General features: G+C 62.3%; 12 protein-coding genes and 1 pseudogene. 3 read left to right on the top strand and 10 right to left on the bottom strand.

The features are described from left to right. Nucleotides 1-106: 106 nt before the first annotated feature. The 7 genes and pseudogenes from prpC to OUZ30_RS06735 all read right to left on the bottom strand — a co-directional run bounded on the left by prpC (nt 107) and on the right by OUZ30_RS06735 (nt 6,380). Nucleotides 107-1,252, bottom strand: a complete 1,146-nt coding sequence (prpC, locus tag OUZ30_RS06760) for a bifunctional 2-methylcitrate synthase/citrate synthase (protein WP_266181460.1) — start codon at nt 1,250-1,252, stop codon at nt 107-109. A 78-nt stretch (nt 1,253-1,330) separates the two neighbouring features. Continuing rightward, nucleotides 1,331-2,218, bottom strand: a complete 888-nt coding sequence (gene prpB / locus OUZ30_RS06755; protein ID WP_266181458.1) for a methylisocitrate lyase — start codon at nt 2,216-2,218, stop codon at nt 1,331-1,333. 354 nt (nt 2,219-2,572) lie between these two features. Further along, nucleotides 2,573-2,797: an AMP-binding enzyme gene (locus tag OUZ30_RS20405; RefSeq protein ID WP_425601477.1), complete on the bottom strand. Its 225-nt coding sequence runs from the start codon at nt 2,795-2,797 to the stop codon at nt 2,573-2,575. Nucleotides 2,798-2,823: 26 nt separating this feature from the next. After that, nucleotides 2,824-3,477 (bottom strand): annotated as a pseudogene (locus tag OUZ30_RS06750) (AMP-binding protein); the annotation flags it as partial. 130 nt (nt 3,478-3,607) lie between these two features. After that, on the bottom strand, nt 3,608-3,949 hold the full coding sequence (locus OUZ30_RS06745) for a hypothetical protein (protein WP_266181457.1): 342 nt from the start codon (nt 3,947-3,949) through the stop codon (nt 3,608-3,610). A gap of 162 nt (nt 3,950-4,111) precedes the next feature. Next, entirely contained in the window at nt 4,112-5,098 is a 987-nt protein-coding gene (locus OUZ30_RS06740; RefSeq protein WP_266181456.1) for a malate dehydrogenase, read from the bottom strand. An 82-nt stretch (nt 5,099-5,180) separates the two neighbouring features. Then, a complete protein-coding gene (locus OUZ30_RS06735) occupies nt 5,181-6,380 on the bottom strand; it encodes a pyridoxal phosphate-dependent aminotransferase (RefSeq protein WP_266181455.1) in 1,200 nt (399 codons plus the stop codon). Nucleotides 6,381-6,629: 249 nt separating this feature from the next. Between OUZ30_RS06735 and OUZ30_RS06730 the strand changes: the two genes are divergently transcribed. Further along, nucleotides 6,630-6,887, top strand: a complete 258-nt coding sequence (locus OUZ30_RS06730) for a GlsB/YeaQ/YmgE family stress response membrane protein (protein WP_266181454.1) — start codon at nt 6,630-6,632, stop codon at nt 6,885-6,887. A 58-nt stretch (nt 6,888-6,945) separates the two neighbouring features. On the opposite strand, the gene OUZ30_RS06725 is transcribed toward OUZ30_RS06730, so the two are convergent. The 3 genes from OUZ30_RS06725 to OUZ30_RS06715 all read right to left on the bottom strand — a co-directional run bounded on the left by OUZ30_RS06725 (nt 6,946) and on the right by OUZ30_RS06715 (nt 10,023). Beyond that, nucleotides 6,946-7,374, bottom strand: a complete 429-nt coding sequence (locus tag OUZ30_RS06725; protein WP_266181453.1) for a YidB family protein — start codon at nt 7,372-7,374, stop codon at nt 6,946-6,948. A 155-nt stretch (nt 7,375-7,529) separates the two neighbouring features. Continuing rightward, nucleotides 7,530-8,039 carry a peptidylprolyl isomerase gene (locus OUZ30_RS06720; RefSeq protein ID WP_266181452.1) on the bottom strand — a complete coding sequence of 170 codons (510 nt, stop codon included), beginning with the start codon at nt 8,037-8,039 and terminating at the stop codon, nt 7,530-7,532. A 118-nt stretch (nt 8,040-8,157) separates the two neighbouring features. Further along, on the bottom strand, nt 8,158-10,023 hold the full coding sequence (locus OUZ30_RS06715; RefSeq protein WP_266181451.1) for a 3-hydroxybutyrate oligomer hydrolase family protein: 1,866 nt from the start codon (nt 10,021-10,023) through the stop codon (nt 8,158-8,160). A gap of 265 nt (nt 10,024-10,288) precedes the next feature. Here OUZ30_RS06715 and typA point away from each other — a divergent pair, with 265 nt between their 5' ends. Both typA and OUZ30_RS06705 read left to right on the top strand, forming a co-directional pair. Beyond that, the gene (gene typA, locus OUZ30_RS06710) at nt 10,289-12,133 is read left to right on the top strand and encodes a translational GTPase TypA (RefSeq protein ID WP_266181450.1); all 1,845 of its coding nucleotides are present in this window, start codon (nt 10,289-10,291) and stop codon (nt 12,131-12,133) included. Nucleotides 12,134-12,424: 291 nt separating this feature from the next. Beyond that, entirely contained in the window at nt 12,425-13,240 is an 816-nt protein-coding gene (locus OUZ30_RS06705) for a class I SAM-dependent methyltransferase (protein WP_266181449.1), read from the top strand. Nucleotides 13,241-13,347: the final 107 nt, after the last annotated feature.

Raw genomic sequence — 13,347 nt, 5'->3', positions numbered from 1 at the left:
CACACAAAACGATAGCAATGTCGTACAGGGTCCTGAACCTAAACAAAAGACGAAAAAAAAGGGAGCCATTGGCTCCCTTTTTTCATGGCATGAAATCGGCGTGATTTCAGCGCTTTTCGATCGGCACGTACACCCGGTCTTCCGGACCGATGTAGTTCGCACTGGGGCGGATGATCTTGCCGTCCTCGCGTTGTTCGATCACATGCGCGCTCCAGCCGGACGTGCGTGCGATGACGAACAGCGGCGTGAACATGGCGGTTGGCACGCCCATCATGTGATAGGCGCTAGCCGAGAACCAATCGAGATTGGGGAACATTTTCTTTTGTTCCCACATCAGCTTTTCGATCTTCTCGGACACGTCGAACAGCGTCGGATTGCCGCCCTCCGTGCAGAGCTTGCGTGAAATTTCCTTGATGATTTCGTTACGTGGATCGGACACGGTGTAAACCGGATGGCCGAAGCCGATGATGATTTCCTTGCGCTCCACGCGGGCGCGGATGTCGGCTTCCGCCTCTGCCGCGTTGCGATAGCGCGCAATGATCTCCATCGCCACTTCATTGGCGCCGCCGTGTTTCGGGCCACGCAGCGCGCCAATGGCGCCCGTGATGGCCGAATACATGTCCGAACCCGTGCCGGCAATGACACGCGCGGTGAAAGTGGACGCGTTGAACTCGTGCTCGGCGTACAGCACCAGCGACTTGTCCAGTGAATGCGCATGCAGCTCGCTTGGCTTCTTGCCATGCAACAGGTGCAGGAAGTGCCCGGCAATCGATTCGTCCTCGGTTTCCGTCTCGATGCGCTTGCCGTTGTGGCTGTAGTGGAACCAGTAGAGCAGGATCGAACCGAAGCTCGCCATCAGGCGATCGGCGATATCGCGCGCGCCGGTGACGTTGTGGTCGTCCTTCTCTGGCAGCATGGTACCGAGCACCGAGCAACCCGTGCGCATCACATCCATCGGATGGGTGGCGGCCGGCAGCAGCTCCAGCGCGCTCTTCACCGGTGCCGGCAGGCCGCGCAGGCGCTTGAGCTTGGCCCGATAGGCATTCAGCTCGGCCCAGTTCGGCAGCACCCCGTGGACCAGCAGGTGAGCCACTTCCTCGAAGCACCCCTTGGCCGCCAGGTCGTGGATGTCATAACCACGATAGTGCAGATCGTTACCGCTGCGGCCCACCGTGCAAAGCGCGGTGTTGCCGGCAGCCACGCCGGAGAGGGCGACGGATTTCTTCGGCTTGGGAAGGGTTTGCTCAGTCATTCGGTACATCTCCTGAAGACACATGCAAGATCAAACATGGGCGGCAACATGCTGCCGCGTGGATCACGGGACAGCCGATCAGCCCTTCTTGGCGAAGAGATCGTCCAGGCGTCGCTCGAACTCGTGGTAGCCGATACGGTCGTAAAGCTCCTCGCGCGTCTGCATCGTGTCAATGACATTGCGCTGGTGACCGTCACGGCGAATCGCGGTGTAGACATTCTCCGCCGCCTTGTTCATGGCTCGGAATGCCGAAAGCGGATAGAGCACGATGCCGACCCCGGCCGAGGCAAGCTCCTCAACGCTGAACAGGGGGGTCTGGCCGAATTCAGTGATATTGGCCAGTACCGGCACCTTCACCGCATCCACGAAACGGCGGTAAGTCGGCAGGTCGTAGGCCGCCTCGGCGAAGATGCCATCGGCACCGGCTTCGACGCAGGCGATCGCGCGCTCGATCGCTGCATCCACGCCGTCCACCGCGATGGCGTCGGTGCGGGCGATCAGGAAGAAATCCGAATCGGTCTTGGCATCTGCCGCAGCCTTCACTCGGTCAGCCATTTCGCTCACGGGCACGATTTCCTTGCCCGGACGATGACCACACCGCTTGGCCCCGACTTGATCTTCGATATGGCAGGCCGCCGCGCCGAACTTGATCAGGCTCTTGACCGTGCGTGCAATATTGAAGGCGCTTGGACCAAAGCCGGTGTCTATATCCACCATCAAGGGCAGATCGCATACGTCGGTGATACGGCGCACGTCGGTAAGCACGTCATCGAGCGTATTGATGCCCAGATCAGGCAGGCCCAACGAACCAGCGGCCACACCGCCACCCGACAGATAGATGGCGCGATAACCCTCGCGCTTGGCGAGCAAGGCGTGGTTCGCGTTGATGGCGCCGATCACCTGCAAGGGGTGTTCGGCCGCGAGAGCAGCGCGAAACTTCGCGCCGGGGGATGCGAGCTGGGCCATGGAACCTCCGCGTTAAAGCATCGATTTTAGCGCACCACGTGTGCAAACCCTGTTGCGCGGCAGCATGAAAAGTTTCGAACGCTGCATGCGCTATACGTGGCTCGTGGCGCTCACCCCTGCTCCCTTCTGGGAGACCCGAAGACCGTCCCATCGGAGAGCAGCGATTGGAATGAGGGGGGTGCTCCCGGCGGAGCTGAAAGCAAAACGAAGCCCGCTTCGAACCGTCCCGATCGCCAGCTTGGCCCCTGGCCCTGCCCTGCGCCCCCCCAAAAAAGGAGAGGGAAAAGCATGCAACGGCTCAGCCGTCTTGCTCCGGGCCGCGCTTGAGTGCTCGCCGAACCTCGTCCAGCGCCCCTAGATCATCCGGCGTCGAGAGATCGCCCGCATCATCGTGCTCCACCAAGGTCTGCAGTGAACGTCGCAGCAGGCCTTGGTGGAGCGTGTCGTGGGCAGCACGTTCACCACATACACCCGCGCGGGCTTGGCCACGCCACCGAGTTGTTCGACCAGCCGCTGCTGCATCGCCTTCGCCACGGCGCGCAGCTCCTCCGTGACACCTTGCCTGAGTGTGGCAAACACGACGGGCACCTGCCCCTTCAATACGAGGCACGCAAACTGGCGTAGTAAAGATCGCACCCGGCGACGCGCGTCATTGGCGGATCGAGTCCCCGATCGATCAACCGTACGTGGGCCGGCTGATGCCGCGCCTCTTCGAGCGCCGCGTCGACCAGCGGCTTGCAGGGAAAGACCTTGCCACCACCCATGCCAGCGTCCGTGGCGATCAGCAAGTTGGGCTGTGCGTCTTCCATGCGCAGGGCCAGGTTGTGCGCTGCGAAACCACCGAATACGACGGAATGAATGGCGCCGATGCGGGCACATGAAAGCGTCGCAAATGCCGCTTCGGCAATGTTCGGCATGTAGATGACGACCCAATCGCCGTATCCCACGCCCAGCGAGCAAAGCACCGCGGCGAAGGTATTCACCTGACGATGAAGATCGCGATAGGTGAGCTCGCACGTCATGCCGGTTTCGGTGGAAATGGCAACGAGTGCAAGCTATCCGCTACGCTCGGTCAGGTGCCGGTCGACGGCGTTGCAACAGAGATGGCTAGTGCCGCCGACAAACCAGCGGCGGAACGGCAGATTCGAGGCGTCGAGAATTTGCCGCGGCAGCGTACGCTAATGAATCCGTTGCGCCTGCTCGACCCAGAACTGCTCGGGCTGCTCCACCGATTGCCGGTAAAATTCCTCGTAACGCATCGCGCCTCCCTGCTCCTTCGGTTGCTGATCCAGGCTAGCCTGGATCAGCAACGTGAAGCGGGCCTCGCGACCTTGGTCGAGACTTGGCGGCGATCGATCCGGGAACGAAATCATCGCGCCGTCAGGACCGTCAAAGGCAGGAGACCGCTGCGTCGCGGTAGCTCGAGTTGTAGTCCTTCTTCTCGCTCTGGCGCTCGTACATCGTCACCAAGGCGCCGGTGCCATCAGCCGTTGCGTTCAGCAGTGCGTGCGCTCCCGTCTTGTCGCTGGCCGACAGCGTGCCCTCTTCCTTCTTGTTCGACAGGCTGACTTGCGCGGTCTCGGCCCACTTCGCGCGTACGCACTCGAGGTAGGTCGGCACGTCCTTGGTGGTGCGGCTGCTCATCTTCGGCGTGCTGTCGCGCAAGCCATGGGCACCACCACAGGCAGTCAGCAAGACACTACAGGCAGCGATCGCAAGAAGTTGTTTCATGTCGAGTTTCCGATGGACGATCTGGGGATTCTACCCATCCATGGCCGCGTCGACAGCCCTCTCGTGCGAGTGATTCGGCGCACGCGGCGGGTGCAAAGAAAAATGGGCGGCCGAAGCCGCCCATTCCGTCAAATCGCACGCAGTACGCGTGTGACCCGATGCTTACTTCTTGGCGAACAGGTGCTCGACGCCGGCGCGCTCTTCACGCAATTCCTTGTCGGTGGCGTCCATGCGGGCACGCGAGAAGTCGTTGACCGCCAGACCCTGCACGATGTCGTACTTGCCGTTCTTCACCGTCACCGGGTAGCCGTAAATCACGCCCGGGGCGATGCCGTACGAACCGTCGGACGGGATGCCCATCGAAGCCCAGTCGCCCTCGGCGGTGCCGAGTGCCCAGGTGCGCATGTGGTCGACGGCAGCCGAGGCAGCCGAGGCGGCCGACGAAGCGCCACGCGCCTTGATGATCGCCGCGCCGCGCTGCTGCACGGTCGGGATGAAGTCGCTCTCGTACCAGGCTTGGTCGACCAGGGACAGCGCAGCCTTGCCGCCCACGGTGGCGTGGTGCAGGTCCGGGTACTGGGTGGAACTGTGGTTGCCCCAGATCGTCATCTTCTTGATGTCGGTGTTGTGCTTGCCGGTCTTCTCAGCCAGCTGCGACAGCGCACGGTTGTGGTCGAGACGGACCATCGCAGTGAAGCACTTCGGATCGAGATCCGGGGCATTCTGCTGCGCGATCAGCGCATTGGTGTTGGCCGGGTTGCCGACCACCAGCACGCGCACGTCACGCTTGGCGTGATCGTTCAGTGCCTTGCCCTGCGGGCCGAAGATGGCGCCGTTCGCTTCCAGCAGGTCCTTGCGCTCCATGCCCGGGCCGCGCGGACGCGCGCCGACCAGCAGGGCGTAATCGACGTCCTTGAACGCAACATTGACGTCGTCGGTGGCAACCACGCCGGCCAGCGTCGGAAACGCACAATCGTTGAGCTCCATGACCACGCCCTGCAGGGCAGGCAGTGCCGGCGTAATTTCCAGCAGGTGCAGGATCACCGGCTGGTCAGGACCCAGCATGTCGCCCGCGGCGATGCGGAACAGCAGGGCGTAACCGATCTGGCCGGCTGCGCCGGTAACGGCAACTCGAACGGGGGCTTTCATCAGGGTAACTCCTTCAACTTGGCTAGATACACGACTAGACATAAAAGAAGGCCCATGCCTTGCAGCATGGGCCCGATACCGATCAGGTCAATTCAGCAAAGAACGCCTGAATGCGATCCAACCCAGGCTGCAACTGTGCCGTGGGACAGGTATAGGAAATGCGCAGGGCGCGCGGCTCGCCGAAGGCCGAGCCCGGCACGCAGGCCACGCCCTTGGCTTCGAGCAGCGCAGCGCAGAAGTCGACATCGCTGTTGATGCGCACACCGTGGTGGCTCTTGCCAAACGCCACGGAAATATCGGGGAAAGCGTAGAACGCGCCCTGCGGACGCGGGCACACCACACCAGGGATCGCGCGCAACGCAGCCACCACGATGTCACGCTTGCCGGCGAATTCCTCACACTTGGCCTGCGGCACATCCTGCGGGCCGCCGAACGCGGCGATGGCCGCAGCGGTGATGACTTCAGGCAGGCTCGTGATGTGATTGGAATTGAGCGTGGTGATGGCCTTGGCCACGACTTCCGGACCCGCGATAAGACCTACGCGCCAACCCGGCATGCCGTAGGTCTTGGACACGGAGTCAACGAAGATCAAGCGATCCTTGAGCTCCGGCCTCGCATGCACGAAGTTGTGATAACCGATGCCGTCGAACACCATCGAGTTATAGATGTCGTCGGTGATGATCCAGGTGTCGGGATACTTCACCAGCACCTCGGCCAACGCAGCGATTTCTTCGCGCGTGTAGACCATGCCGGTGGGGTTGGACGGGTTGTTGAACAGGAACACCTTGGGCTTGCGTGCCAGCGCGGCATCGAGCTGCGCGGGCGTGAGCTTGTAGTTCTGCTCCGGCGGGCACGGCAACACGTTGACCTTGGCGCCAAGGATGTCGGCGATGTCGCGGTAGGTGGTCCAGTACGGTGCGGCAAAGGTGATTTCGTCACCTTCGTTCAACAAGGCCTCGGCCAGGTTGTACAGCACCTGCTTGGCACCGATGCCGATGGAGAGATTGGCGCGGCCATAGCCGGTGAAACCCAGCTTTTCGATATGCGCCAGAAACGCATCCAGCAAGGCATCGGCGCCGCGGTTGCTGCCGTATTGCCCGGAATCGTGCTGTAGCGATTCACGCGCGGCGGCATAGACATGTTCGCCAGGAAGAAAATTCGGTACGCCGATGGAGAAGCTGATGATGTCGCGACCGGCAGCCTTGAGCTGCTTGGCCTTTTCGGCGATGACCATGATCGCGCTGGGTTTGGCGCGACCGACACGCTGGGCGAGCTGGGGCATGACTTCCTCGTGTATGGGGGGACGAAGGCAGCAAACCGGGCGATTTTAGCATGCGGCGGTGCGCCATCTGCCTGTCCATGCCGCGCTGGCCTGGAAATACCCTGTGCGGACGGGTGGTGAACGTTGCATGATGCGCAAGCCGCTACCGCCCGCTGCAAAGCGGATGGGACGTGACGACGGGGCTGGCCGGGGGCGGCTCGGCAGCATGGTTCAGGGGGTCTTTCGAACAATCACCAAGGACACACGAATATGCATTGGCTATGGGTATTCATTGTCGGTCTGGTTGTAGGCATCATCGCCAAGGCGTTGACGCCGGGAAAAGAAGCGATGGGGTTCATCATTACCGCCATCCTGGGCATCGCCGGTTCGTTCCTCTCCACCTATATCGGGGAGAAGCTCGGGTGGTGGGGCGAAACGGGCCTGGTGCATTTCCTGGGATCGATCGGCGGCGCGGTCATTCTGCTGGCGATTTACCACTTCCTGTTCAGGCGCAACGCCTCGACGTGACGCACCTCGATATCGGCGGTGCCTTGCGCACCGCCGATATCCATCGCACGAGCGATGCTCAGGCCGCGTTGTTACCAAAGAGCTTGCCCGCCAGCGAGGCGAGCGAACCCAGGTCCAGACCGCCCTGCCCCGGAGCCGGGGCCTCACCGTTGGGTGTGAGGTGATCGACCGCATGCGGCAGCACTTGCGAGAGCTGGCCCAGCAACTGACCCGGATCGACGCCCAGCTTGCCTGCTGCCTCTTGTACCACCGGACCCAGGCCGCCGTTCTGCAGGGCCTGGCCAAGCTGCTCGCTGGATACCGGCTGGTTGGAACCGTTGCCGACCCAGGACTGCGCGGCTTCGCCCAGTCCATGCTGCTGCAGCATGGCCACCAGTCCCTGCACTCCGCCCGCTTTTTCAATCAGCGCACCGGCGACTGAAATCAGCGAAGCACCACCGGCCGCATTGCCCTGACCACCACCGAGCAGATCATTCAAAAATGACATGGCTACATCTCCTTGGAATTTGGGATGACGCAGATCGCGTGGAGCCCATGAATTCTAGGCTTCTGTTCGGTACGCTGCCATGACAGCGCGAGGCATAAAAAAAGCCGCCGTTCGCGAGAACGGCGGCTTCTTCACATCAGCACGACAAAGCGCGCTTAGCCGCGCTGGTCGAGCACGTCGTTCCATTCCTTGACGCGCTCGGCTTGGGCGGCCAGCAGTGCGTCGACGTCGCCTTCAAGAATCACCTTCTCGATGACGTCGCCCTGGCGGATGGCGTCGACGACGGCCTGATCTTCCGGCCCGACCACTTCGCCGAACACGCTGTGCTTGCCGTCCAGCCACGGCGTAGCGCCATGGGTGATAAAGAACTGGCTGCCATTGGTGCGCGGACCGGCATTGGCCATCGACAGCACGCCCGGCTTGTCATGACGCAGCGAAGGGTTGAACTCGTCTTCGAAGCGGTAGCCCGGGCCGCCGCGGCCGCTACCTTCCGGGCAGCCGCCCTGGACCATGAAATCGGCGATGACGCGATGAAACGACAGGCCATCGTAGTAGCCACGGCGGACCAGGTTGACGAAACTGGCCACGGTCACCGGGGTCTTGTCGTCATGCAAGCGCAGATGGATCGGACCGCGGTTGGTATTGAAGGTGACGTTGATGGTCATCGGAAATCCTTAGGTTTCGAGGCGGCGCGCAGCCACGGGCGCCCTGCGGGGCGGCAAGGATACCGTAGCTGGGGTCGCATGCTGCGACTCACAAGGCGTGCGACCGGCAAAAACCGCTTCAACCCGGCCCGGGTGACCAGGTTGCCGGCAAATCGAGTACCGCCGGATCTAGGGTTCCTGCGCCCCGCGGCTGGGGTGCAGGCGTCGGCACCACGGCCGGCCACGGCGCGCCCTGATAGAGATGCGCCCATAACCGATCGAGCGCGGCGTAACCGTAGGGCAGCAGGGGCACGTGCTTGTCGCCGAAGCCCGGCAATGCCAGGAACGCATCAAAATGCTGTGCGTACGGCACCTTCCAATACAAGGGGTGCCCACCCTTGCCGCGCAGCCAGGCAATATAGGGTTCCGAGGTGAAGGCCGTGGGCAACAGTCCGTCCGCGGCACCATGCACTACCCACAGCGGCAGGCTGGCACGCGGCAGTTTTACCGTGGTGGCCGCCACACCGTCGCGCAATGCCTGCGTGCTGGCGTCGGTATCCTCCCATAGCGAGCGCAGGCACAGCGCGCCCGGCAGGGTTGGATCGAGCGAGTGATCTGTCCCTCCCAACAGGCCCACGCCATTCCCCGGCGGGATACCCGACGCGTCAGCCCACCAGGCGGCACGCATCGCCGGATCCGCTGTGCCGGGCGCGCCGTTTGTGCCCACGGCGGCGTAGTGGAAACCGCATGGCATATCCGTCGGGCCACGTCGCATATACGCGGAGGCATAAGCGGCCGTCACGGCACGCCACAGATCGAAGGACGTACTGCTGGCTGCCGTCGCCATCGCCTCGTCGGTCCAGCCCATGGAGCGAAGATGTTCATGCGCCTGCGCTGCCTGGGCGCTCACAACTGTCCCATTGACCAGCCCGCGCTCGTGTAGTTGATGACAACGCTGCGCCCATGCGGGCGGCACCTCATCGTGGGACGTGCGTGCCAACGGCGTGGCATCAAAGCGTGCATCGAGCAGCGCGCACGGCATCCATATCGAGGCCTCGGTCGCATAGTCGAACAGCGCGCGTCCCTGCTCCGGCACCCGTACATTGGGTTCCAGTGCGACCACGCCTGCGAGCAGGTGCTCCTCATCAAGCCCTGCCGCCTGCAGTACCGCGCCGCCGCCATTGGAAAGACCGGTGGCGATGATGCGGGTGTTCTCCGCAGTAAACGGTGCCTGCTCGGGAAACGCGCGATCGAGCATGGCCAGGCCAAACTGCGCGGCTTGCAGCACATGACGGCCCCAGTCGGCCTCGGGGTTGTCGCCCGAATGCGCGTGTTTGACGGCGATACCGGTATGCGAGCGGGTGGCCGCAGGCTCGAATTCCAGCGTCGCCGTGCCACGTCTGGCCCGTGTGCCATCGAGTACCACGCCACTATCGTCGGCGAGATCGAAATAGCCGGCACCGGTGCCCTTGTCCGTATAGGCCACCGCGCAGCCGCGCGGCAGCCCCCACGCACCTGCCAACGCGATGGCCCCGTAAATACCGCGCGAACCCGAGGATGCCGTCACGACCAGGCAGCGCTTGGTGCCGTCGAACTGGTCGGGCACCTGCAGCAGCACACGATGCGGCGAGTGCGCGCCTGGAATCCATGCGAATGCCTGGTACTCGCGACCGGGTACCTTGGGCACAGCCCCGTATGCGCTGCCGAAACCGCCGAACGGGCCGAGATCGGCGATGCCCTTCCAACTGGTTTGGATCGCACGTCGCCGCAACTCCTCTGGCGTCGGCCGCGATGGATGCGCAAAGGGCGACGGTGCGCCGGCCAGGCCTGGCAAGCCGAGCCCGGCGCTGAGCAGGTCGTCGCCGGCACGGTGCTCGGTGACCCGCACCTCGCCGCGCACGAAACCAGGGTGTTGCATGCCGGACTCCTTGGACGCGGGCGTGGTAGCGCACGACGCCAGCAGGGGCGCGAGCAGCAGGATCCATCGAGGAAAACCCTTATTCATGCCGTCCACCAAAAGTGGGAGCAGATGCATCATCTACGAAACTCAAGCACAGGAGTGGTCGCTGTCGCGTGATGCCATGAACTTGCGAACCCGGCGCGAAACACCCGGCCACCCCGCCCGGAACCCTCGGCGCCGCCCCCGTTTTCGTTGCCTGAACGGGTTTGCAAGCGTAGTTGAGGCAAGTTGTCACATAAGTCCGTATAATCGTCCGATTCGCCCTTCAGAAACCTCACGTGACGGCCCCAGCGCCGCCCGAGCCGACCTCATGTCCATCGAAAATCTGCGCAATATCGCCATCGTCGCCCACGTCGACCACGGCAAAACCACGCTCGTCGATCAGCTGCTGAAACAGTCCGGCACGCTCAACGAGCGCACCGTGCTGGCCGAGCGCGTGATGGACAGCAACGACCAGGAAAAGGAGCGTGGCATCACGATCCTGGCCAAGAACACGGCCATCACCTGGGAAGACAAGAAGACCGGTGCGAAGAATCGCATCAACATCGTGGACACCCCAGGCCATGCCGACTTTGGCGGCGAGGTGGAGCGCGTACTGTCGATGGTCGACACCGTGCTGATCCTGGTCGACGCGATGGACGGCCCGATGCCGCAGACCCGTTTCGTGACCCAGAAGGCGTTCGCGATGGGCTTCAAGCCGGTCGTCGTGGTCAACAAGGTCGACCGCCCGGGCGCCCGCCCGGAGTGGGTCGTCGAGCAGGTATGGGATCTGTTCGAGCGCCTCGGCGCCACCGATGAGCAGATGGACTTCCCGATCGTCTACGCCTCGGCACTCAATGGCTACGCCTCGCTCGACGAGAACGTCCGCGAAGGCGACATGACCCCGCTGTACGAAGCGATCATGCAGCACGCGCCCAAGCCCGATGTCGATCCGGACGGCGCGTTCCAGATGCGCATCAGCCAGCTCGACTACAACAACTTCGTCGGCATCATCGGCATTGGCCGCATCCAGCGCGGTACGCTGAAGAAGAACATGCCGGTGGCCGTGATCGACCGCCATGGCAAGAAGCGCCAGGGTAAGGTCGCGCAGGTGCTCGGCTTCCTCGGCCTCGAGCGCATCGAGCAGGACACCGCCGAAGCCGGCGACATCATCGCCATCTCGGGCATTCCCGAGCTGACCATTTCGGACACCATCACCGCATTGGACACGCCCGAAGCGCTGCCGCCGCTGACCGTTGACGAACCGATGATCAGCATGACCTTCCAGGTCAACAATTCACCGTTCGTCGGCAACAAGGACCTGTCGGGTGGCAAGTTCCTCACCAGCCGTCAGCTGCGCGAGCGCCTCGAGCGCGAGACGGTGCACAACGTTGCCCTGCGCGTGGAAGACGGCTCCGACGCCGACAAGTTCCTGGTGTCGGGTCGTGGCGAACTGCATCTGTCGGTGCTGATCGAAAACATGCGTCGCGAAGGCTACGAGTTGGCCGTGTCGCGCCCGGAAGTGATCATCAAGGAAATCGACGGCCAGAAGATGGAGCCGATCGAACAGCTGGTGGTCGACCTCGAAGAGATCCACCAGGGTCCGGTGATGGAGCGCCTGGGCATCCGCAAGGGCCAGCTCAAGAACATGGAGCCGGACGGCAAGGGTCGCGTGCGCCTCGAGTACATGATTCCGGCGCGTGGCCTGATCGGCTTCCAGAACCAGTTCAAGACCCTGACCCAGGGTTCGGGCCTGCTGTTCCACGTGTTCGACCATTACGGCACGATGGAAGTCGGCGCGATCGCCAAGCGCCTCAACGGCGTCATGATCGCCAATGCGGGCGGCTCCACCCCGGCCTACTCGCTTGGGCCGCTGCAGGACCGCGGCAAGCTGTTCGCTGCCGAGGGTGACTCGGTGTACGAAGGCCAGCTGATCGGCATTCACGCCAAGGACAACGACCTTACCGTCAATGCCATCAAGCCGAAGCCGCTGACCAATATGCGCGCCTCCGGCAAGGACGATGCGATTCAGCTCACCCCGGCGACCAAGTTCTCGCTGGAGCAGGCGCTGGACTTCATCGACGACGACGAACTGGTCGAAGTCACCCCGAAGGAAATCCGCATGCGCAAGAAGCACCTGACCGAGAACGATCGCAAGCGCGCTTCGCGTGGTTGATTGACCTCTCGTGACGAAAAAAACGCCCGGCTTGCCGGGCGTTTTTTTTGCCTAGCCAATGCGTTCCAGGTGCTTGACCTTCGCACCTCGATGGATCGCAAAGACAGCCCGGCTTCAATGACAGGGTACGGGTACACGAAGTCTGGCTTTTCGAGGTTGCAATCCAGTCCGCCATGATCGAACCTTCAGGCGTACATCAAGCTTGAAACTGCGTGGTCCGCACTGAACCATCCAGACCATGCGCAGCTAGACCCACGATTGAGCAACGGCCACCGGATCAGTAGAGACAACATGACTGAAGTAGTTCGGGCGCGGGACGCGCATGCATATCGTGAATTTGTTGCGCTTTTCGAGCGTTATGACATTCCCGCTGGTGAGTACCTCGCCGACCACTATCAGCGGTTCGCGACAACGCTGGACGAATTCAAATCAACCTGGAATGACGGCAGTCGTGTTCTGGACATTGGCGCACATTGGCTTCACCAGGCCGTCATGTGGCGACTGGCCGGCTTTGACGTCACCGCTGTCGATATGCCCAGTACGTTCAATGCCGAGAGCGTGAAAAACATCGCCCATGCGATGACCATCCCCTTGCTCCCTTGCGCCGATCTCGAACGTGCTGAAGAACTGGCTGCGATCCCCGACAACTCGGTGGATATCGTGTTGTTTACAGAGATTCTCGAGCACATTACGTTCAATCCGATTAACTTGTGGCGGCAAGTACATCGCATCCTCGCTCCCCGTGGCCGCATCGTTGTTACAACGCCAAACTATTACTCCTGGAAGGGTCGCGCGTGGCAACTCGCAAGATACGTCACAGGGAAGGGCGGGGGCATTTCGGTCGAAGAGATACTGAAAACGCATACGTATGGCCACCACTGGCGCGAGTACAGCCGCCGCGAAGTGTTGCGGTATTTCCAGGTGCTTTCGCCGGACTTCGTGCCTGTAAAGGCGCGACTGATGCCGTCTTATATGCGGTCAGCGGTGCGCTGGAAAAACGTGACGCAATGGACCCTGGACCTACTGCCACTGCTGCGGCCAAATCTGCACGTGGAAATCGCCATGCCCACTAAAACCAACGGCATCGTAGTTTCAGCCTCTTGGTAACGGGTATGGCACCCATCTAAATCGGCGCAACACGATTTATGCCCGCTATCGTGCGCCAATGCGACGAGCCGCCCGAAGGTCAGAATGATGGGTCTGCTCCTGGATAA

This window comes from Dyella humicola, from assembly GCF_026283945.1.
GTDB classification, from domain to species: Bacteria; Pseudomonadota; Gammaproteobacteria; order Xanthomonadales; family Rhodanobacteraceae; genus Dyella; species Dyella humicola.
The sequence above is the reverse complement of the archived record's forward strand: the minus strand, read 5'-3'. Positions and strand labels throughout refer to the sequence as shown.